Here is a 20,137-nt window from a genome sequence, read left to right as displayed (position 1 = left end):
CACTTTCGCGACACGATCGCCGACCGGGCCACGAGCGGACCGCCCACCGCACCCGAGACCAGCAGACCCGAAGAGAACACGAATCGCCGGCCGAGTGGTTCCTTCAGGGCTTCACGAGCACGACGGTGAGCCCGTCGTAGCCCTTGCTGCCGACCGTCTGGATCGCCGTCGCGTCGACGCGGGGTTCGGCGGCGATCATCTCGTGCAGCCGCCTGATCCCTTGGATGTTCGGGTCTTCGCTGGCGGCGTCGGTCACCGCGCCACCGCGGACGACGTTGTCGACCACGATCACGCCGCCGGGCCGGACGAGCTTCAGCGACGCTGCGAAGTAGGCCGGGTTGTTGGCTTTGTCTGCGTCGATGAACGCCAGGTCGATCGGGCCCTCGACCGAGGGCAGCAGGTCCAGCGCCTTGCCGACACGGACGTCGACCAGCCCGCCGAGCCCGGCCGCTGCGATGTTCCCGCGCGCGACCTCGGCGTGTTTCGGGTCGAATTCGAGGGTGACGAGCCTGCCCTGCGGTGGCAGGGCGCGGGCGAGCCAGATCGTGCTGTACCCGCCAAGCGTGCCGATCTCCAGGATGGACCGGGCGCCGATCATCCTCGCCATCAGGTTGAGCAGTTTGCCCTGATTCGGCGCGACGGCGATCGACGGCAGCCCGGCCTCGTCCGACGCCTGCCGCGCGCCTTCGAGGGCGGGATCGGACGGGACGAGCACTCCGGACAGATAGTCGTCCACTTCGGACCACAGTTGCTGTGACATGGCACCTCCGCGGCCAACCTACTCCGGGACCATCAGGCGGCGCGGCGTCCGGCTTTCGGGATCACCAGCGGGGTACCGGTTTCCGGGCACGGCATGACCCGGCATGGCAGCTCGAAGATCTTCTCGACGTTGGCCGCGGTCACGACCTCTTCGGGCGAGCCGGTCGCCAAGACCTCTCCGCCGCGCATCGCGATCATGTGCGTCGCGTAGCGGGCGGCGTGGTTGAGGTCGTGCAGCACCGCGACCAGTGTCCGGCCCTGTTCCTGGTGCAGCTGCGCGCACAGATCGAGGATGTCCATCTGGTGTGCGATGTCCAGATAGGTCGTCGGCTCGTCGAGCAGCAGGAGATCGGTCTCCTGCGCGAGCGCCATCGCCATCCACACGCGCTGCCGCTGGCCGCCCGACAGTTCGTCGACCAGCCGCTCGGCGAGGTCGTCGACCCCGGTGGCGCGCATGGACTCCGCGACCACGGTGGCGTCCTCACGGGACCATTGGCGCAGCAGGCGCTGGTGCGGGTACCGGCCCCGCGCGACGAGGTCCGCGACGGTGATGCCGTCGGGCGCGGTCGAGCTCTGCGGAAGCAGGCCGAGCCGCCGGGCGACTTCCTTGGCGGGGAAGGAGCTGATCGCCTGTCCGTCGAGGAACACCGAACCCTGGCGGGGTTTGAGCATCCGCGCGAGCGCGCGCAGCAGGGTCGTCTTGCCGCAGGCGTTCGGGCCGACGATGACGGTGAACGACCGGTCGGGGATGACCACCCCGAGGTCTTCGGCCACGGTCCGGCCGTCGTAGGCGAGCGTCAGCGCGTCCGCGTGCAGGCGGGACGTCGTGCTCTGCTCGGTGAGGGTTTCCACGGTCTCCACGCAGGTTAGGCTAACCTAGGAGTCCGCCGTTGTGGTGTTCCGTAGGTCGCAGTCGGCTCACGACGCTCGTCGATGGCATCATCCCCAGTGCAATCCCGCGAGCGGTCTCGGAGCGATCGAAGGAACGGCATGGAGGACTACCGGATAGTCGCGGACGAGATCTCCGCCGACGTCGAGGCGGGAAGGCTCCGCCCTGGCGACCGGCTGCCCCCGCAGCGGCGGTTCGCCCGCGAACGCGGGATCGCGAACTCGACCGCCGCGAGGGTCTACGGCGAACTCGTCCGGAGAGGCGTCGTGGTCGGCGAGGTCGGCCGGGGCACGTTCGTCCGCGCCGGAAGGCCGCCGCTGGAGACCGCCCTCGCCGAACCCGGTGGCGCGACGGTCGACCTCGAGCTCAACTTCGCCGTCCTCCCGGAACAGTCGGCGCTGGTCGGGAAGGCGCTGGAGCCGTTGCTGCGCGAAGACGTCCTGACAGCGGCGCTGCGGCCGGGAAGCGTCTCCGCCTCGAAGCAGGCGCGTGACGCCGTCGCCGGTTTGCTCGCGAAGGACGGCTGGACGCCGGAAATCCTCTTCGCCGGGAGCGGGCGCCAGGCCATCGCGGCCGCCATCGCCGCCTTCGTGCCGATGGGGGAACGCCTCGCCGTCGAAGCCATCACCTATCCCGTGGTCAAGGCGCTCGCCGGACGGCTCGGCGTCCAGTTGGTGCCCATCGAGACCGACGACATGGGTCTCATTCCCGAGGCGCTCGAAGCCGCGTCCGTCCGCGCGCTGTACGTCCAGCCGACGCTGCACAACCCGCTCGGGTCCACAATGGACGAAGCGCGGCGCGTCGAGCTGGCGGAAACGGTGCGCCGGATGGACATCCCGGTGATCGAGGACGGCATCTACACCTTCCTCCGGCCCGAGGTCCGCCCGTTCGCGGCGTACGCGCCGGAACGCACGGTGTTCACCGACAGCATGTCCAAACGGCTCGCCCCGGGGCTGACCACCGGATTCCTCGCCGTCCCGGCGGAATGGAAGGAACGGCTGGCCGCGTCCGTGCGCTCGGGCGGCTGGGTCGCGCCCCGGTTCGCCGTCGAAGCCGCCACCCGGTGGATCACCGGCGGGACACTGGAAACCGTCGAGCGGGCGAAACGGCTCGACGCCGCGGAACGCCAGCGGGTGACGGCGGCGCGGCTGGCCGGGTTCACCCTGCGCGCCGATCCGCGGGCGTATCACTCCTGGTGGGAACTCCCCGAACACTGGCGCGCCGAAACCTTCGTCGCCGCGGCCGCGCGACGCGGGATCGCGGTCACCCCGGCGGCCGCGTTCGCCGTCGTCCCCGGCCACGCGCCGAACGCGGTCCGCCTCGCCGTCTCGTCGCCGCCGCTCGAGACGCTCGGGGCCGCTTTGGACGTCCTCGCCGGTCTCGCTTCCGGCCGCCCCGAGGACGCCGGCGTCGACTGACCCCACGCGTTTCGTCCTCTGAATGCGGTAGTTCGTAGTGCGAACTACCGCATTCAGAGGACGAAACGCGTCAGGGGCGCGGCGCCCACTTGCCGATGAAGCTGCCGCAGGTGACGGTCTGCCCGGTGAGCCGCGACCGCAGCGCGTTCTCCAGCCCGAGGTAGTCGAAGATCGGCGCGTCCGCGGCGACCTCGGCGGGCACCGGCCCGCCCTTGGCGAGGGCGGGCATGCTCACGGTCTGGAACAGCACCAGGTAGTCGCCTTCGCGGTTGAGGACGTCGGCCGTCGCGAGCATGCGTTCCGGAGCGTCGGCGACGATCTCCAGCGGCAGCGGCCATTCCAGCGGGAACGGGTTGCGCAGGCCGAAGGCGGGATAGGCGAACGGGTTGTCCGGCAGGACGGCCGTGCGTCCCGCGGGGAATCGCGTGACACAGTCCTGGATCTGGGAGATGTAGGTGAAGGTGCCCGGATTCGTCCGGATCCCGCGCATCGACGGCGTCACCTTGCCGAGGTCACCGGTCAGCTTCTCGTGCGCCATGTCGAGATACGCGGCCTCGTCGTGGTGCGCGACCACGGCCCAGCCCGACGCCAGCACCGCGACCAGGCCCATCGCGGTGGCGCCCACCAGCCTCAACCGGCGAGACGGCTCGGGCAGCGGCGGCAGCGCGTCCGACAGCAGCAGGATCGCCGTCAGCGCCAGTGTTCCGGTGAACAGCGTCGGCGTGTCGTTCCCCCAGGACAGGCTGGTCATGAAGCCGGTCGCGAAGACCAGCGCGCCCATCCGCGGGAATCGCCGCGTCGCCGCCCAGTGCACCAGCAGTGCGACACCGAGGATCCACCAGAGGACGTCCGCCCAGCGCGACGCGCCGGTGAAGTGCCCGTCGACGACGGTGCCGACCACCACCGCCACGCCGGCCAGGAGCAGCAGCCGCGCGAGGAGCGCCCCGGCGAAACCCGCGCGGTCGCGGAAGATCCCGAGCAGGGCGAGGAACACCCCGGCGATCACGAAGAAGGTCAAGCCCCGCACCGGCGGCCGCAGCAGGGACGCGGGATTTTCCAGCCACAGCCCGAGAAGCCGCTCGCCGTACGCGGGCAGGCCGCCGGTGAGCTGCTCGGCCATCGCGCCGAGCCCGCCGTCGAGTGTGATGATTCCGAAGTAGAACACCAGAAAAGCGCCCAGTGCCAGCAGATCCCAGCCCAGCCGGGCCCACCAGCGGCCGGTGCGGAACGCGCCTTCCCGCAGCGACGGGTGCAGCAGCAGCCAGCACAGCGCGATCAGCGGCACGGGCGCGAAACTCTGCTTGACGAACACCGCGGTGCCCAGTAGCACCAGACCGAGCCGCCGCGGCCACGCCTTGCCGTTGCGCAGCCCCGAATCCAGTGCCCAGGCACCGCAGGCGGTCAGGAAGATCCCGTCGATCGTGTGCCAGGCCATCAGCGGGAAGGCGTTGAGGTTCAGCAGCGACGCGGCCGCCGTCAGCCCGGTGAGCCCAGGACCCCAGTCACGGACGCGGCGCCGGGTGACCAGTACGGCGAAGGCGATGGTCGCCAGGATGATCTCCAGCATGCTGAGCACACTTGAGACGAAGAAGAGCGGCCCCGGCAGCACGAAGTCGACGATGTGCAGGTACGCCGAACCCAGCGGCCGCGCGGAGATGATGTCGGAATGCGGGACTTCGCCGTGCAGTACCCGCCACGCCTGGGCGAGGATGAAACCCTGGTCCGACGGGTGGAAACCGAAGCGCCCCACCCGGAGTTCGGTGGCGACGGCGAGCGCGAGCACCCAGGCCACGTGCAGGGAAAGCCGCAGCACTGTCCTGGACGGACGTACCACCGCCGCGTCCGGTCCGGTCGACAGCGGGGGACTGGCGACGTCCACACTGCCCCTTCCCGGTCGTCCTGCCTCGGCCCGTGCCCGCCGACCCCCCGGCGTATCGGAAACCGATGGTAGCGGCCGGGGGCGTCCCCCGATCGAGCCCTGGCGGCGGGACGTCAGGGACGGCGGCGCCAGACCAGCCGGGTGACGGCTCCCGCCACCGACGCGAGCGGAGCCTTCCTGGGCAGGCCACGGGATTCCGGCGCTGACTCGGGCATGGCGCGGTAGACGAGATGGGCGAAGAACCGTGCCGTCCGAGGTGCGACGAGCGTCACCAGTTCGGCGGCCGTGCCTTCGGGCAGGTTCAGGATCTCGGGTCGTTTCTCCAGCGCCTTCACCACCAGCGCGGCAGCGCGTTCGGGAGAACTCGACGGCATACCGCGGTAGGACCCGGTCGGCGTGATCATGTCGGTGCGCACCAGCGGCATCCGGACCGAGGTGAAGGTGACGCCGTCGGAAAGCGTTTCCCGGCCGGCGGTCAGCCCGAACTCCTCCAATGCCGCCTTCGAGGCCAGGTAAGCGGAAAACCTCGGCGTGTCCGTTTGCAGTCCTTGGGTCGTCACGTTGACGACGTGCCCGAATCCGCGCGCGGTCATCGACGGCAGCAGGCCCAGCGTCAGCCGCACGGGGCCGAAGTAGTTGATCGCCATCGTCCGCTCGAAGTCGTGGAACCGTTCGGTGGACAGCGAAAGCGACCGCCGGATCGACCGGCCCGCGTTGTTGACCAGCATGTCGACGGCGCCGTGCGCGGCGAGCACGTCCTTGACCAGAGCGTCGACGGCACCGCCGTCGGTGAGGTCGCACGGATACGCCGACGCCTTCCCGCCCGCCGCGACGATCTGCTCGCGGACCTGTTCCAGCTCATCGGCGCGCCTGGCCACGAGGATCACTTCGCCGCCCTTCGCGGCGACGGCCAGCGCGGAGGCGCGACCGATGCCCGACGACGCGCCGGTGATCAGCACCTTGCGGCCGTCGAGGGGTTCCGGCCCCGGACGGCGGCGGCCGCGGTCGGGATCGAGGTGCTCCAGCCAGTATCGGTAGAGCGGACCGGCGTACTCCTCCAACGGCGGCAAGGTGATCCCGCTGCCTCCGAGCGCGGCCGTGGTCGCGCTCGTGTCGAAGTCGACCTCCATGCTCAGATGCGGCAGGACTTCCAGCGGGATGCCGAGTTCCGCCAGCACCGCCGCGCGGGCCGAACGCCCGCCGGGGACGCGGTCGAATCCGGCGGCCGCGGATTTCGCCAGCCGGGTTCCGGCCCGCTTCAGCGCTCCGGACGGCAGGGGAGGAAGGACCGCGGAGATCTTCGGCCCGCCCGCGGCCCGCGCGAAGGCGTTGTAGACCTCGTGAAGCGGCTGTGGCCGGGGCGACGCGAGGTGGTACGTGCTGCCGCTGGGCGCGTCGACGTGCATGAGGTGTTCCATCGCTTCGACGACGTAGTCGACCGGAACGATGTTCGTGGCGCCGAGATCCGGGGCGGCGAGAGGGAGACGCCGGGGCAACGCGGCGAGCCGCGAAATGGCCGGGAGGAAGTAGTACGGGCCGTCGATCTTGTCCATCTCGCCGGTCCGCGAATCGCCGGCCACGGCGGACGGCCGGTACACGCGGAACGGCGTTTTCCCGTGCTGCCGCACGAGTTTCTCCGCCTCGAACTTCGTCGCGTGGTACGGCGACGCGAAGCTCTGTCCGAGGTCGAAATCGGCCTCGGTGAACCGCCCGGCGTACTGCCCGGCGACCGCGATCGACGAGACGTGGTGGAAGAGCCCGGCCTTCGCGGCGACGGCGAACTCCAGGACGTTGCGGGTGCCGTCGACGTTGGCCGCGCGGTTCGCCGCTTCGTCCGCGGTGAGGTCGTAGATCGCGCCGAGATGCACGACGTGGTCAAGGGGCGCCAGATGGGCGGGATCGATGCCCAGCAGGGGTTCGGTCAGGTCGCCGGTGACGGGAACGAGCTTCTCGTGGCTCGGGAGCTTCCCGCGTGAGGTCTCCCTCACGAGAACATGGACGGCTACGGTCTCAGGTCGCCGTAGTAGGCGCGCGACCAGGCGTTTTCCCAGAAAACCCGTCGCGCCCGTCACGAAGTAGGTGGTCATGGCCGGCTCCTTCCGAACGGAGCCGACTCTACCTACTCGGAAGTAGGAACGGTAGTTGTCATTCCTTGTGGTCCGGATGTTCGGCCACCGCGACCACGGCGTCGCGGAGCGCGGCGCGCAAGCGCCCCACGTCCAGCGGCCCCAGTACGGCGGCCTCTCCGGGCGGTGCCACGAGCACGATCTTGTCGCTGCTCACGAACACCGTCACGTCCCTGCGCCTGCCCGCGAGATCCCGGCAGCCGACCGACCATTCGTCCCGGGGTGCCAACGTCCTCATCCTCCCGTATCCCATGATCTCCCTTTCTCGTCCGAGGCTGGGACGAGGCGCTTTCGGGGGCGTGACGCGGGTTACCCGACATTCCTACTGATGGGTTAACCGATCCCTCGTATCGTGATCGACTTCCGCCTTCACTGAGCCGGACGAGCACGAACGGGAGTAGCGTCCGGGGGAGGACTGCTTGGGAGGTCATCGATGTCCGAACCCAGGAAGATCGTCATCGTCGGAGCCGGTCTCGCCGGAGCGACGGCGGCCGGGACGCTGCGAGAGCGCGGTTACGCGGGAGAAATCCTGCTGCTCGGCACCGACACGCATCGCCCGTACGAATTACCGCCCTTGTCCAAAGGGCTCCTGATGGGCAAGGCCGATGAACCCGACTGGGTGCACGACGAGGGTTTCTACGGAGAGAAGGACATCGCGTTCGAGAGCGGCGTGACCGCGACCAAGGTCGAACTCGGCGCGCGGCTCGTGCACGACGACGCGGGCGGTGAACACCGTTTCGACCGGCTCGTGCTTGCGACCGGCTCGGGGGCGCGCTCGCTGCCGGTGCCCGGCGGGGACCTGCCGGGACTGCGGACCCTGCGCACCCTCGACGACGCGCTGGCGCTGCGCTCGGCGTTCAAGGATGCCGGACGGGTGGTGATCGTCGGCGCGGGCTGGATCGGGACCGAGGCCGCGGCGGCCGCCAGGGAACACGGTGCCGAGGTGACCGTGGTCGACCAGGTCGGCTCACCCTTGCTCGCGGTGCTGGGCGAGCAGGTGTCCGGGGTGTTCAAAGGCCTGCACACCGAGCACGGCGTGAACTGGCGTTTGGGTGAAGGCGTCGCCGGATTCACGGGCGGCCCGGACGGGGTGACGGGTGTTCGCCTGAAGAGTGGTGACGAGCTTCCCGCGGACGTCGTCCTGGTGGCCGTCGGCGCCGCGCCGCGGGTCGACCTCGCGCACGCCGCCGGGCTGGAACTGTCCGACGACGGAGGCGTCTGCGCCGACGCCGGCCTGCGGACGGCGGCGCCCGACGTCTACGCCATCGGCGACATCGCCGCGCATTTCCATCCCCGCTACGGAAAACGTGTCCGCGTCGAGCACTGGTCGAACGCGAAGTGGCAGGGCGAGCACGTCGCCGGGAACCTGCTGGGGGAGAACAAGCCGTACCTGCGGAGTCCCTATTTCTTCTCGGACCAGTACGACCTTGGCTGCGAATACCGGGGTCTCGCCGATCCCGAACGGGATGAGCTCGTGGTGCGGGGCGATCTCGCGGCGCGGGACTTCACGGCGTTCTGGCTGCGGGACGGGCAGGTGACCGCCGCGATGAACGTCAACCAATGGGACGACGGGGACGCGTTGAAGGCCCTGGTCGAGGGGCGCGCGGCGGTGACCGCGGAGCAGTTGAGGACCGCTGATCTTTCGACGCTGGGGTGACCACCCGTGCAATGAAGGGGCCTTTCATAGCAAAATTTGCTATGAAAGGCCCCTTCATTGCGCTCTGTTGCTGTGGCTTAAGCCTCCTGGGCGACCAAGGCCCGCGAAGAACGCGAAGAACGCGTCATGGTCCCGAAGGCCAGCAGCGCCAGTACGCCGAAGGCCGCCATCACGATCCCCATCGGGACCGCGGTGCCCGCGCCGCCCAGCCCGACCAGCGGAGTCGCCAGCCCGCCGACGACGAACTGCAGCACGCCGAGCAGCGCCGATGCCGAACCGGCGGACCGCGCCTGTTCGGCGAGCGCCAGGGAGCTCGCGTTCGGCGCCACCATGCCGATGCTCGACACCAGGATGAACAGCGGGATCAGCAACCCGGCCAGGCCGAGGTCCAGCACCGCCGCGGCCAGGACGCCGAATCCGGCGACCGCCGCGATGACGAGACCGACGGTCAGCAGGGTCCGTTCCGGGAAGCGGCCGACGATACGCCCGTTCAGCTGGCCGACGGCCACGATGCCGATGCCGTTGAGCCCGAACACCAGGCTGTACGCCTGCGGGCTGAGCCCGTAGACGCCTTGCAGCGCGAAGGACGAGCCGGAGATGTAGGCGAACAGGCTCCCGAACATCAGCCCGGAGGCCAGCGCGTAGCCGAGGAAGCCGCGGTCGCGGAGCAGGCTCGCGTACTTCCGCAGCACCGAGCCGAACCGCGCGGGCGTGCGGCGTTCCTCGGGCAGCGGTTCCGGCAGCAGGAAGAAGACGACGGCGAGCAGGATCGCGCCGAACACGGTCAGGCAGACGAACACGCCGCGCCACGAGGTCCAGTTCAGGATCTGGCCGCCGATGATCGGCGCCAGGATCGGGGCGAGCCCGTTGACCAGCATGAGCAGCGAGAAGAACTTCGTCATCGCGGTGCCGGAGTAGAGGTCGCGCACGGTCGCCCTGGCGATCACGATGCCCGCCGCGGCGCCGAAGGCCTGGACGCCTCGTGCGGCGATGAGCAGTTCGGCGGTCGGGGCGACGGCGCACAGGATCGAGCCGACCATGTAGAGCGCGAGGCCCGCCACGAGCGGTTTGCGGCGGCCGATCGCGTCGGACAGCGGTCCGAGGATCAGCTGGCCGATGGCGAGCCCGATGATGAACGCGCTCAGTGTGAGCTGCACGGTCGCGTCCGCCGCGCGCAGTTCGCCCGCCATCCGCGGCAGCGCGGGCAGGTACATGTCGATGGACAGGGGCCCGAAGGCGGACAGGCCGCCGAGGATCAGGACGAATCGGGCGCGTCCGCTCGTGCGGGGCCGCGCGACGGGTTCTTCCACTCGCTCGGGCGCGATGGTCATGCTCTTCCCTTCCCCAGTCATGGTTCCGCGACGAATAACTTGCTTAGAGTAGGTAACTATTCCCTCTGTGACCCATCGCACTTCCTCGTCCGACTACTGATCCGATCAATTTTCGATCCAAATCCGAACGGACCCTAGATCTTGGCCAAGCTCGTCGGGTATACATCGGATGTCTGTTCGTTGCTGTGGGAGCCGTTGATTGTTGGCGGTTCGGCTTGAAGGGAAAATCCGTGCAGCTGTTGCGACTCGGGGAGCCGGGAAGTGAGCGTCCGTTCGTACGTGCCGGGGACGGCACGCTGCGCGACCTCTCGGGGCTGACCACCGACATCGATGGCGGCTTCTTCGCGAGCGACGGCGTGGCCAGGGTCGCCGCCGCGCTGGCCGCCGGTGAGCTGCCCGAAGCCGGCCCCGAAGCCGCGCGGGCCAGGGTGGGCGCGCCGATCGCGCGGCCGGGCAAGGTCGTCTGCATCGGCCTCAACTACCGGCAGCACGCCGAGGAGTCCGGCGCCGCCGTCCCGACCGAGCCCGTCGTGTTCATGAAGGCCTCCGACGTCGTGGTCGGGCCGGAGGACGACGTGCTCGTGCCGCGCGGCTCGACCAAGACCGACTGGGAGGTCGAGCTCGGCGTCGTCATCGGCAAGACCGCGCGCTACCTCGAAAGCGCCGAAGAGGCGCTCGAGTACGTCGCCGGTTACACCGTCTCGAACGACGTGTCCGAACGCGAGTTCCAGCTCGAACGCGGCGGCACCTGGGACAAGGGCAAGTCGTGCGAGAACTTCAACCCGCTCGGCCCGTGGCTGGTCACCGCCGACGAGGTGGCCGATCCGCAAGCCCTCGGCCTGCGGTTGTGGGTCAACGGCGAGAAGAAGCAGGACTCCTCGACCAAGGACATGATCTTTCCGGTCGCCGAGATCGTGCACTACCTGAGCCGGTTCATGGTGCTGCGGCCCGGCGACCTGATCAACACCGGCACTCCGCAGGGCGTCGCTCTCGGCCAGCCGGATCCCAAGCCGTACCTGCGCGAAGGGGACGTCATCGAGCTCGAGATCGACGGCCTCGGCCGCCAGCGCCAGAACGTCAGGCAGGCGTGATGGCGAAGATCGTGGGCATGGAGGTGCTCGACGTCCGGTTCCCCACGTCGCGGGAGCTCGACGGTTCGGACGCCATGAACCCGGACCCGGACTACTCGGCCGCGTACGTCGTGCTGCACACCGACGGCGGTCCGGACGGGTACGGACTCGCTTTCACCATCGGCCGCGGCAATGACGTCCAGGCCGCGGCGATCCGCGCGCTGGAACCGCACGTCGTCGGCATGGACGTGCCGACCGACGCCGCCGCTCTCGGCGCCCTGTCGAGGACGCTGGTCGGCGATTCGCAACTGCGGTGGCTCGGCCCGGAAAAGGGTGTCGCGCATATGGCGATCGGCGCGGTGGTCAACGCCGCCTGGGATCTCGCGGCGCGCGTCGCCGGCCTCCCGGTCTGGCGATTCGCCGCCGAAATGTCGCCCGAGGACCTGGTCTCCCTCGTCGACTTCCGCTACCTGACCGACGCGCTGACCGAGCAGGAGGCGCTCGACATCCTCCGCGCCGCCGAGCCGGGCCGCGCCGAGCGGATCGCCCGGATCGAGCGTGACGGATACCGCGCGTACAGCACTTCTCCCGGCTGGCTCGGCTACTCGGACGCGAAACTGGTCCGGCTCGCCGAGCAGGCGGTGACGGACGGCTTCGAGATGATCAAGCTGAAGGTCGGCGGGAATCTGGAGGACGACGTCCGCCGGATGAAACTCGCCCGCGAGACCGTCGGCCCGGACATCCGGGTCGCCGTCGACGCGAACCAGCGCTGGGACGTCTCGACCGCGATCACCTGGATGACCGCGCTGGCGCCGTACGACCCGTACTGGATCGAGGAGCCCACCTCGCCGGACGACGTGCTCGGGCACGCCACGATCGCCAAGGCGCTCGCCCCGATCCGGGTGGCCACCGGCGAGCACGTCCAGAACCGTGTGGTGTTCAAGCAACTGTTGCAGGCGGGCGCGATCTCGGTGCTGCAGCTGGACGCCGCCAGGGTCGGCGGGTTCAACGAGAACCTGGCGATCCTGTTGCTGGCGGCCAAGTTCGGGATCCCGGTGTGCCCGCACGCCGGCGGTGTCGGGCTGTGCGAACTCGTCCGGCACCTGTCGATGTTCGATTTCGTGGCGGTATCCGGCTCCGGCACCGACCGGTCCATCGAGTGGGTCGACCACCTCCACGAGCACTTCACCGATCCGGCAGCCGTCGTCGACGGCCGCTACGTCGCCCCGTCCGCGCCGGGCTTCTCGGCACGGATGCACGACGCGACGCTGCGCCGGTTCACCTTCCCCGACGGTCCGGAATGGACGGAGACAAGCAAGTGAGTGAGTTCGAAGGCCTCGTCGCGGCGGTCACCGGAGGCGCGTCGGGAATCGGCCGGGCCACCGCGGACCTGCTCGCCGCACGCGGGGCGAAGGTCGCGGTCCTCGACCTGAATCCCGGTGACCTTCCCGAAGGTCTCACCGGATTCCGCTGCGACGTCGGTTCCGACGAAGAGGTCCGGTCGGCGATCGACGCGGTCGCGGACCGGTTCGGCGGGATCGACGTCCTGGTCAACAACGCGGGTATCGGCGCGCAGGGCGACGTCACCGCCAACAGCGACGACGAATGGCACCGCGTGCTCGACATCAACGTCGTCGGCATGGTGCGGCTGGCGCGGGCGGCGTTGCCGCACCTCAAGAACTCGCCCTCGGCCGCGATCGTCAACACCTGTTCGATCGCCGCGTGGGCGGGCTTGCCCAACCGTGCGCTGTACTCGGCCAGCAAGGGCGCGGTGCTCTCGCTGACCCTGGCGATGGCGACCGACCACCTCGCCGACCGGATCCGGGTCAACTGCGTCTGCCCCGGCACCGCGGACACCCCGTGGGTCGGCAGGCTGCTCGACGCCGCGGGCGATCCGGAGACCGAACGCGCCGCGCTGGCCGCCCGTCAGCCGATGGGCAGGCTGGTCACCGCGGACGAGGTCGCGAACGCGGTCGTGTACCTGGCCAGCCCGCTGTCGGCTTCGACCACCGGCACGGCGCTCGCTGTCGACGGAGGGATGTACGGGCTGCGCCCGCGCGGCCCGGTCCAGCAGTAGTTTTTCGCTGTCATCAAGGAGGATGCGGTGCGTACGAGGGTGATCAAGGTGGCCGCCGCGGCCACCGCGTTCGGGCTGGCCCTGTCGGCCTGTGGGTCCACGAAGGACAACGCCCCCCAGCCGGGTACGGGCGGGGGCGGCAAGGTCGGCGCGACGATCCCGTTGCTGACCTCGCCGTTCTGGCAGGCCTACAACAACTACGTACCGCTGAAGGCGAAGGAACAGGGTGTCGAGGCGCTGCCGACGGTCAACGCGGACAGCGACTCGGCGAAGCAGATCACCGACATCAACACCTTGCTCAACCAGGGCGTCAAGGGCCTGGTCGTGACGCCGCTGGACTCCGCGGCCGTCGTGGCGGGCCTCAAGGCGGCGGAGAACAAGGGGGTCCCCGTGGTCGCCGTCGACGTCGCGCCGGAGAGCGGCAAGGTCGCCATGGTGGTGCGCGCGGACAACAAGGCGTACGGCACCAAGGCCTGCGAGGCGATCGGCGCGAAGGTGACGTCGGGCAAGGTCGTGCAGGTCATGGGCGACCTGGCCTCGGTCAACGGCCGCGACCGCTCCGAGGCGTTCCGGCAGTGCATGAAGACGAAGTACCCGGACGTCCAGGTGCTGGAGGTCGCCGCCGAATGGAAGGCGGACAAGGCTTCGTCCGGTTTGGACAGTCTGCTGACCGCGAACCCGGATATCAAGGCCGTGTACATGCAGGCGGGCGGCGTGTACCTGGCGCCGACGCAGCAGGCGCTCAAGCGCAAGAACCTCTACTTCCCGGTCGGCGACCCGAAGCATGTCGTGCTGGTCAGCAACGACGGCATCCCGCAGGAGCTCGCCGCGATCCGCGCGGGCGAACTCGACGCGACCGTCTCGCAGCCGGCCGACGACTACGCCAAGTACGGCATGTACTGGATCAAGAAGGCCATGGCGGGGGAGACCTTCAAGGCGGGGCCGACCGATCACGGCAGCACCGTCGTCGAGGTCCGGCCCGGCATCCTGGAAGACCAGCTCCCCGCGCCCGTCGTCACCAAGGACAACGTGGACGACAAGGCACTCTGGGGGAACAACCTGTGAGCGCGCTGCCCGCCGGATCCGCCGCCGTGCCGGTGGTCAGCGCACAGGGCGTCGGCAAACGCTACGGCCCGACCGTGGCGCTGTCCGACGTCAGCCTCACCGTGCACCCCGGCGAGTCGCACGCGCTCGTCGGCCGCAACGGTGCCGGGAAATCGACACTCGTCTCCATCCTCACCGGACTGTCCAAAACGGACACCGGGCGCGTCGAGTTCGGCGGCGTCCCCGCACCGCCCTTGTCCAGGCAGGACGACTGGAAACGCGCGGTCGCCTGCGTCTACCAGCACGCGATGGTCGTCCCGCAGCTGACCGTCGCGGAGAACCTGTTCCTCAATCGCCAGTCGGGCACGGGGTTCGCGATCGGCTGGAAGCGGTTGCGCCGTCAGGCACGGGAACTGCTCGACTCCTGGGACGTGCGGGTCGACGTCGACACCCCGGCGGGCGAGCTTTCGGTGGAGGACCGGCAGTTCGTCGAGATCGCCAGGGCGCTCTCCTACGGTGCCCGGTTCATCGTTCTCGACGAACCGACGGCGCAGCTGGACAGCCAGGCGATCGAACGGCTCTTCGCGCGGATGCGCCAGATGCAGGACAACGGGGTGACGTTCCTGTTCATCTCGCATCACCTCCACGAGGTCTACGAAGTCTGTCAGGCGGTCACCGTGCTGCGCGACGCCAAGCACATCCTGACCGCGCCGGTCTCCGAGGTCGGGCGTGCCGAGCTGATCGACGCGATGACCGGTGAGCAGGGCGGGCTTTCCGTGCGTGACGCCTCCACCCGCGAGGCGCTGGCTCAGGACGCCGACGAGGTGCTGACCGTCGACGGGCTTTCCGGTGACGGGTTCTCCGACGTGACCTTCCGGATCCATCGCGGCGAGGTGATCGGGCTCGCGGGCAGCAACGCCAGCGGCAAGCATCAGGTCGCCGAAACCGTGTACGGCCTCCGTTCGCCGTCCGGCGGCACGATCGAGGTGGACGGGAAGCCGCTGAAACCGGGCGACATCCCGGCCGCGATCCGCGCCGGGATCGGCTGTGTGCCGAGGGACCGGCACCACGAGGGGCTGGTGCTGGAGCATTCCATCGCGGACAACGCCACACTGTCCATTTTGGACCGTATGGGGAAGGGTGGCCTGGCGTCACCGGGCGCGCGATACGGCCGTGCCGCCCAGGCGTTGAAGGACTACGACATCGTCGCGGCCGACGCGGACCAGCCGGTGTCCGACCTTTCCGGCGGCAATCAGCAGAAAGTCGTCCTGGCCCGCGCGCTGGCCGGGGATCCGCGCCTGGTGGTGCTCATCAACCCGACCGCGGGCGTGGACGTGAAATCGAAGGAAGCGCTGCTCGCGGTCGTCGACCGGGTGCGCGCGGAGGGCAAGGCGGTGCTGATCGTCAGCGACGAGCTGGACGATCTTCGTCTGAGCGACCGGGTGCTGGTGCTGCGCGCCGGTGCCGTGGTCGCCGAACACCGGGCGGGCTGGTCCGACGGCGACCTGGTGGCCGACATCGAAGGAGTCGAACGGTGACCGAGTTGATGACCGATCCGAAGACTTCGACACTCGCGGCACCGCCGAAGCGCCGGAAGTTCCGCTGGCTGCGCGAACTCGCCCTGGTGCCCGCGCTCGTCGTGGTGCTGATCATCGGAGGACTGATCAGTGACACGTTCCTGACCTTCGGCAGCATCGTCGGGATCCTGTCCGCCTCGGCAGCGCTGTCGATGGTGGTGCTGGGCGAATCCCTCGTGCTGCTCACCGGGAAGTTCGACCTGTCGCTGGAATCCACCATGGGCATGGCGCCCGCGCTCGGCGCGATGCTGGTCATCCCAGTGGCGTCCTCGGGCTTCGGCACCGAGATCCCCGGCTTCGCGGGCATCCTCGCCGTACTGGTGGCCGGTGCCGCGGTCGGGTTCGTGAACGGCTTCCTGATCGTCAAGCTGAAGCTGAACGCCTTCATCGTCACGCTGGCGATGCTGACGGTGCTGCGCGGCACGCAGATCGGGTCCACCCAGGGAAAGACGCTCTTCGATCAGCTGGACGTGTTCACCGCGCTGGCCACGACGACGTTCATCGGGCTGCCGATGTCGGTGTGGCTGGCCGCGGCGCTGTTCACCGTGTTCGGGCTGGGACTGCGGTATCACCGGATCGGCCGGTCGCTCTACGCCATCGGCGGCAACCGGGAAGCCGCGCGGGCTGCCGGTATCCGGGTCGACCGGATCTCGTGGGGTGTCTTCGTGGTGGCCGGTGTGCTGGCCGCGCTCGGCGGGCTCGCGTACACCGGCTACGTCGGTGCGCTCGGGGCGGACCAGGGCGACGGATTGATCCTTCAGGTGTTCGCGGCTGCGGTGATCGGCGGTGTCTCACTGGACGGTGGGAAGGGCACTCTGGTCGGGGCGCTCACCGGTGTGCTGCTCCTGCAGACGGTCACCAACCTGCTGCAGGTGGCGCAGGTGCCGCCGGAATGGCTGAAGGCGATCTACGGCGTGATCATCCTGGTCGCGCTGATCATCTCCCGCTATGCCGGCGGGAAGGCCCAAACGTAGTCCGAAAGTCCGTGAAGGCCTCCTTCCCTACCTTGAGAGTAGGGAAGGAGGCCTTCACGGAGCGTCCATGGAGGAGAGTGCGGTGTCAGGAAGCTTCGGCGGCCGTGGTGGGGTCGTCGGCGGTGCCGAGCGCGTTGCGGAGCCACTGCTCCACCCCCGCCACGTGCACGGTCGCCCAGGAACGCGCGAGTTCGGGCTCACGGGCCGCGATGGCCTCGTAGATCGCCGTGTGCTGCTCGCGGGTCTTCGCGACCGCGCCCTCCTGGGTGAGCCCGCGCCAGATGCGGGCCCGCGCGGTGGGGCCGGACAGGCTGTCCAGCAGGGAGCACAGCACCGGATTGCCGGAGCCGTCGGCGATCTTGCGATGGAACTGCAGGTCGTTCGCGACCAGCGCCTCCACCGTCGGCGAGTCGGCCAGTTCGTCGAGCAGGCGGCCTAGTTCCTCGATGTCCTCGTCGCTCATGTGCATCGCGGCCAGCGCCGTCGCCGCCGGTTCGAGGATCCGGCGCACGGCGAGGAAGTCCAGCACGGTGTCGTCGCGGTGGAAGTCCACCACGAACGTCATCGCGTCGAGGAGGAGATTCGGTTCGAGGCTGGTGACGTACGTTCCGTCGCCCTGGCGGACGTCGAGCACGCGGATCAGGCACAACGCCTTCACCGCTTCGCGCAGCGAACTGCGGGACAGGCCGAGCCGCTGGGCCAGTTCGGCCTCCTTCGGCAGCCTGTCGCCCGGAGCAAGCTCGCCGGAGATGATCATGTCCTTGATCTTGTCGATCGCGACATCGGTGACCGGCATGTTCCACCGCCCTCCCCGAAGACCTCGGATGTTTGAGTGTTAGTTGACAGAGTGCCATGTTTCGAGTCGAGGAGGCGCGGTGACCCACGGTGTCGCACTACAAAGAGTGGCGCTCCACACCCGGTTGAAGCCGGGCAAGGAGGCCGAATACGAGTCGGTCCACGCCGTGATCCCGCCTGAGCTGGACGAAGCCCTGCGCGGTGCGGGCGTGCGTTCGTGGCGGATCTGGCGGGACGGGCTCGACCTGTTCCACGTCGTGGAGGTCGAGGACTACGCGAAGATGCGCGCGATCCTGCGCGACCACCCGGCCAACATCCCGTGGCAGGCACGGATGTCGGAACTGCTCGACGTCGAGGACGACTACTCGGGCGACGATTCGGGGCTCGGCCTCGTTTGGGAGCTTCCGTGAAGATCCCCCTGTCCCCGCTGGGGCTCGGCTGCGCGCAGCTGGGCAACCTGTACCACGCCATCACCGACGAGACGGCCGAAGCGACCGTCCGGCAGGCGTGGGACGAAGGCATCCGTTACTTCGACACCGCCCCGCACTACGGTCTCGGGCTGTCGGAACGGCGGCTGGGCGCGGCGCTTTCGGTGTATCCCCGCGCGGATTTCGTGGTCTCGACGAAGGTCGGCCGCGTGCTGGAACCCGATCCCGGCGGCGCTTCGCGCACCGACTCGCAGGGTTTCGTCGTTCCCGCCGCGTACAAACGCAGATGGGACTTCAGCCGCGACGGGATCCTCCGGTCGCTTGAGGACAGTCTGGAACGGCTGGGGCTCGACCGCGTCGACGTCGTCTACGTGCACGACCCGGACGAACACTTCGAGGACACCGTCAACGGTGCGTTCCCCGCGCTGCTCGAACTACGGGAGCAGGGTGTCGTCGACGCCATCGGGGCAGGGATGAACCAGGCGCCGATGCTCACGGAGTTCGTCCGCCGGTTCGATCTCGACGTGATCCTGCTGGCCGGCCGGTACACCCTGCTCAACCAGCCCGCGCTCGACGACCTTCTTCCGCTGTGCGCGGAACGCGGCGTGGACGTGGTGGCGGGCGGGGTGTTCAACGCCGGGATCCTCGCCACCGCGTCGCCGGGCACGATGTACGACTACGCCGAGGCCCCCGCCGAACTGGTGGAGCGCGCCCAGCGGATCGCCGACGTCTGCGCGCGGCACGGTGTCGAACTCCCGCAGGCCGCGCTGGCGTTGCCCGCCGCGCATCCATCGGTGGTGTCCGTCGTCGTCGGCGCGCACGATCCCGGCCAGGTCCGGCTCAACGCCGAACGGTTCCGGCGTCCGGTGCCACGCGAGGTGTGGACGGACCTGATCCGTGCGGGACTGTTGCGTGAGGACACCGTGCTGCGACAGGAGGGACGGCCGTGATCGACGCGCACCATCATCTTTGGGATCCCGCGCGGCGGGACTACCCGTGGATGACCGGTACGGCACTGGAACCGATCCGCCGTCCGTACACAGTGGACGGTCTGCGCACGGTGACGAAGGCGGCGGGAGTGAAGGGGACCGTGCTGGTGCAGACGGTCTCGTCGGAAGAGGAGACGCGCGAGTTCCTCGCGGCGGCTCAGGCCGAGCGGCTCATCGTGGGCGTCGTCGGCTGGACCGACCTCACCGCGCCCGGCGTCGCCGAGCGCGTGGCGTCGTTTTCCGGGCCGTTGGTGGGAATCCGGCATCAGGTGGAGGACGAGCCGGACCCGTCGTGGCTGACGCGGCCCGAGGTCCTGCGTGGTCTCGCCGCCCTCGGCGAGGCCGGGCTGGCGTACGACCTGCTGGTGAAGCCACCGCAGCTCCCCGCCGCGCTCGCCGCCGCGAAAGCGTTGCCGGACCAGGTTTTCGTGCTCGACCACGCCGCGAAGCCACCGATCGCCACGGGCGAATGGCAGCCGTGGGCCGATGGTGTCGCGGCCTTGGGGGAGCTGGACAACGTGTACTGCAAGCTTTCGGGGCTGGTGACCGAGGCCGACTGGGCGCGGTGGAAGGTCGGGCATCTGGCGCGCTGGGCCGAACACGTACTGGAGTCCTTCGGGGCTTCGCGGCTGATGTTCGGCTCGGACTGGCCGGTCTGCGAGCTCGCGGCGGCGTACGAAGTCGTCGTGGACACCGCCTTTTCGTTGACGGGCTCGCTGAGCGACGGTGAGCGGCTGGAGTTCTTCGACGGCACCGCGAAGCGCGCTTACCGGCTTCCCGCCGCGGGTACCCGGCCCTCATGACGACAGCACCGTTCGAACCGAACCCCCACACCGGGGAAGTCCGTATCGCGGCCGCGGACGCCGGACCGGGCGCACCGGAGCCCGCCGAAGGCTTCGGCCCCGTCGACAACGAGGACGACACGTCCGTTCCCCCGGACGACGAGGACCAGTGAGCCGGCTGGATGTGCCGAGCCCCACGTGCCGCGCCGTTTGGCCGATGGCGGGGCGGGTATCGAGTGCTCGTGACTTCCTCTATGGAGAAAGAGCCCGGCGCGGGTTCGCTGCCGATCGCCGGTGACCACGGATGATCGTCGTGGCTCTGGTGTTCGTCGCCCATCGCAG

The 20,137-nt window shown here is 69.4% G+C and carries 19 protein-coding genes; 12 read left to right on the top strand and 7 right to left on the bottom strand.

The window, feature by feature from the left end:
- Positions 1-103: 103 nt before the first annotated feature.
- Both AC069H_RS06200 and AC069H_RS06195 read right to left on the bottom strand, forming a co-directional pair.
- Positions 104-760 carry an O-methyltransferase gene (locus AC069H_RS06200; RefSeq protein WP_478225700.1) on the bottom strand — a complete coding sequence of 219 codons (657 nt, stop codon included), beginning with the start codon at positions 758-760 and terminating at the stop codon, positions 104-106.
- Positions 761-792: 32 nt separating this feature from the next.
- A complete protein-coding gene (locus AC069H_RS06195) occupies positions 793-1,620 on the bottom strand; it encodes an ABC transporter ATP-binding protein (protein ID WP_478231553.1) in 828 nt (275 codons plus the stop codon).
- Between the two features lie 129 nt (positions 1,621-1,749).
- On the opposite strand from AC069H_RS06195, the gene AC069H_RS06190 reads away from it, so the two are divergent.
- Positions 1,750-3,066 (top strand): aminotransferase-like domain-containing protein, encoded by a 1,317-nt coding sequence (locus tag AC069H_RS06190; protein ID WP_478231552.1) that lies wholly within the window; start codon positions 1,750-1,752, stop codon positions 3,064-3,066.
- A 70-nt stretch (positions 3,067-3,136) separates the two neighbouring features.
- On the opposite strand, the gene AC069H_RS06185 is transcribed toward AC069H_RS06190, so the two are convergent.
- The 3 genes from AC069H_RS06185 to AC069H_RS06175 all read right to left on the bottom strand — a co-directional run bounded on the left by AC069H_RS06185 (position 3,137) and on the right by AC069H_RS06175 (position 7,309).
- Entirely contained in the window at positions 3,137-4,945 is a 1,809-nt protein-coding gene (locus tag AC069H_RS06185) for a hypothetical protein (protein ID WP_478231551.1), read from the bottom strand.
- A gap of 113 nt (positions 4,946-5,058) precedes the next feature.
- A complete protein-coding gene (locus tag AC069H_RS06180; protein ID WP_478225696.1) occupies positions 5,059-7,032 on the bottom strand; it encodes an SDR family oxidoreductase in 1,974 nt (657 codons plus the stop codon).
- 58 nt (positions 7,033-7,090) lie between these two features.
- Positions 7,091-7,309, bottom strand: coding sequence for a hypothetical protein (locus AC069H_RS06175; protein ID WP_478225695.1), 219 nt, complete (start codon positions 7,307-7,309; stop codon positions 7,091-7,093).
- Positions 7,310-7,504: 195 nt separating this feature from the next.
- Here AC069H_RS06175 and AC069H_RS06170 point away from each other — a divergent pair, with 195 nt between their 5' ends.
- Positions 7,505-8,728, top strand: coding sequence for an NAD(P)/FAD-dependent oxidoreductase (locus AC069H_RS06170; protein WP_478231550.1), 1,224 nt, complete (start codon positions 7,505-7,507; stop codon positions 8,726-8,728).
- Between the two features lie 77 nt (positions 8,729-8,805).
- On the opposite strand, the gene AC069H_RS06165 is transcribed toward AC069H_RS06170, so the two are convergent.
- Positions 8,806-10,059, bottom strand: a complete 1,254-nt coding sequence (locus AC069H_RS06165; RefSeq protein WP_478231549.1) for a Bcr/CflA family multidrug efflux MFS transporter — start codon at positions 10,057-10,059, stop codon at positions 8,806-8,808.
- A gap of 230 nt (positions 10,060-10,289) precedes the next feature.
- On the opposite strand from AC069H_RS06165, the gene AC069H_RS06160 reads away from it, so the two are divergent.
- The 6 genes from AC069H_RS06160 to AC069H_RS06135 are packed head-to-tail and all read left to right on the top strand — an operon-like array spanning position 10,290 to position 16,801.
- Entirely contained in the window at positions 10,290-11,150 is an 861-nt protein-coding gene (locus tag AC069H_RS06160) for a fumarylacetoacetate hydrolase family protein (RefSeq protein ID WP_478231548.1), read from the top strand.
- On the top strand, positions 11,150-12,451 hold the full coding sequence (locus AC069H_RS06155; protein WP_478231547.1) for an enolase C-terminal domain-like protein: 1,302 nt from the start codon (positions 11,150-11,152) through the stop codon (positions 12,449-12,451). The genes AC069H_RS06160 and AC069H_RS06155 overlap by 1 nt, the downstream gene beginning before the upstream one ends.
- Complete coding sequence (locus AC069H_RS06150) at positions 12,448-13,206, top strand: SDR family NAD(P)-dependent oxidoreductase (protein WP_478231546.1); 759 nt, start codon at positions 12,448-12,450, stop codon at positions 13,204-13,206. The genes AC069H_RS06155 and AC069H_RS06150 overlap by 4 nt, the downstream gene beginning before the upstream one ends.
- A 39-nt stretch (positions 13,207-13,245) precedes the next feature.
- Positions 13,246-14,271 (top strand): sugar ABC transporter substrate-binding protein, encoded by a 1,026-nt coding sequence (locus AC069H_RS06145; RefSeq protein WP_478231934.1) that lies wholly within the window; start codon positions 13,246-13,248, stop codon positions 14,269-14,271.
- Entirely contained in the window at positions 14,268-15,788 is a 1,521-nt protein-coding gene (locus AC069H_RS06140) for a sugar ABC transporter ATP-binding protein (protein ID WP_478231545.1), read from the top strand. Before AC069H_RS06145 ends, AC069H_RS06140 begins: the two co-directional genes overlap by 4 nt.
- Positions 15,785-16,801 carry an ABC transporter permease gene (locus tag AC069H_RS06135; protein WP_016336350.1) on the top strand — a complete coding sequence of 339 codons (1,017 nt, stop codon included), beginning with the start codon at positions 15,785-15,787 and terminating at the stop codon, positions 16,799-16,801. Before AC069H_RS06140 ends, AC069H_RS06135 begins: the two co-directional genes overlap by 4 nt.
- A gap of 85 nt (positions 16,802-16,886) precedes the next feature.
- Here the strand turns inward: AC069H_RS06135 and AC069H_RS06130 are convergent, their stop codons facing one another.
- Positions 16,887-17,597, bottom strand: a complete 711-nt coding sequence (locus AC069H_RS06130) for a FadR/GntR family transcriptional regulator (RefSeq protein WP_034321224.1) — start codon at positions 17,595-17,597, stop codon at positions 16,887-16,889.
- Between the two features lie 106 nt (positions 17,598-17,703).
- Between AC069H_RS06130 and AC069H_RS06125 the strand changes: the two genes are divergently transcribed.
- From AC069H_RS06125 to AC069H_RS06110, 4 genes are read left to right on the top strand one after another with little or no spacing between them, the layout of a single operon-like run.
- Positions 17,704-18,006 carry an L-rhamnose mutarotase gene (locus AC069H_RS06125; protein ID WP_425342042.1) on the top strand — a complete coding sequence of 101 codons (303 nt, stop codon included), beginning with the start codon at positions 17,704-17,706 and terminating at the stop codon, positions 18,004-18,006.
- Entirely contained in the window at positions 18,003-18,974 is a 972-nt protein-coding gene (locus tag AC069H_RS06120) for an aldo/keto reductase (protein ID WP_478231544.1), read from the top strand. The genes AC069H_RS06125 and AC069H_RS06120 overlap by 4 nt, the downstream gene beginning before the upstream one ends.
- Positions 18,971-19,816: an amidohydrolase family protein gene (locus AC069H_RS06115; protein ID WP_478225687.1), complete on the top strand. Its 846-nt coding sequence runs from the start codon at positions 18,971-18,973 to the stop codon at positions 19,814-19,816. Before AC069H_RS06120 ends, AC069H_RS06115 begins: the two co-directional genes overlap by 4 nt.
- Positions 19,813-19,968 carry a hypothetical protein gene (locus AC069H_RS06110; protein ID WP_340687244.1) on the top strand — a complete coding sequence of 52 codons (156 nt, stop codon included), beginning with the start codon at positions 19,813-19,815 and terminating at the stop codon, positions 19,966-19,968. Before AC069H_RS06115 ends, AC069H_RS06110 begins: the two co-directional genes overlap by 4 nt.
- The last annotated feature ends 169 nt before the right edge of the window (positions 19,969-20,137 follow it).

The organism is Amycolatopsis sp. NPDC043887, from assembly GCF_056435665.1.
The sequence above is the reverse complement of the archived record's forward strand: the minus strand, read 5'-3'. Positions and strand labels throughout refer to the sequence as shown.

What these genes read in the sequence shown, in the direction of transcription:
- AC069H_RS06165 (WP_478231549.1), bottom strand. Translation starts at nt 10,059, where the DNA reads ATGACCATCGCGCCCGAGCGAGTGGAAGAACCCGTCGCGCGGCCCCGC.
- AC069H_RS06200 (WP_478225700.1), bottom strand. Translation starts at nt 760, where the DNA reads ATGTCACAGCAACTGTGGTCCGAAGTGGACGACTATCTGTCCGGAGTG.
- AC069H_RS06175 (WP_478225695.1), bottom strand. Translation starts at nt 7,309, where the DNA reads ATGAGGACGTTGGCACCCCGGGACGAATGGTCGGTCGGCTGCCGGGAT.
- AC069H_RS06180 (WP_478225696.1), bottom strand. Translation starts at nt 7,032, where the DNA reads ATGACCACCTACTTCGTGACGGGCGCGACGGGTTTTCTGGGAAAACGC.
- AC069H_RS06170 (WP_478231550.1), top strand. Translation starts at nt 7,505, where the DNA reads ATGTCCGAACCCAGGAAGATCGTCATCGTCGGAGCCGGTCTCGCCGGA.
- AC069H_RS06190 (WP_478231552.1), top strand. Translation starts at nt 1,750, where the DNA reads ATGGAGGACTACCGGATAGTCGCGGACGAGATCTCCGCCGACGTCGAG.
- AC069H_RS06130 (WP_034321224.1), bottom strand. Translation starts at nt 17,597, where the DNA reads ATGCCGGTCACCGATGTCGCGATCGACAAGATCAAGGACATGATCATC.
- AC069H_RS06155 (WP_478231547.1), top strand. Translation starts at nt 11,150, where the DNA reads ATGGCGAAGATCGTGGGCATGGAGGTGCTCGACGTCCGGTTCCCCACG.
- AC069H_RS06110 (WP_340687244.1), top strand. Translation starts at nt 19,813, where the DNA reads ATGACGACAGCACCGTTCGAACCGAACCCCCACACCGGGGAAGTCCGT.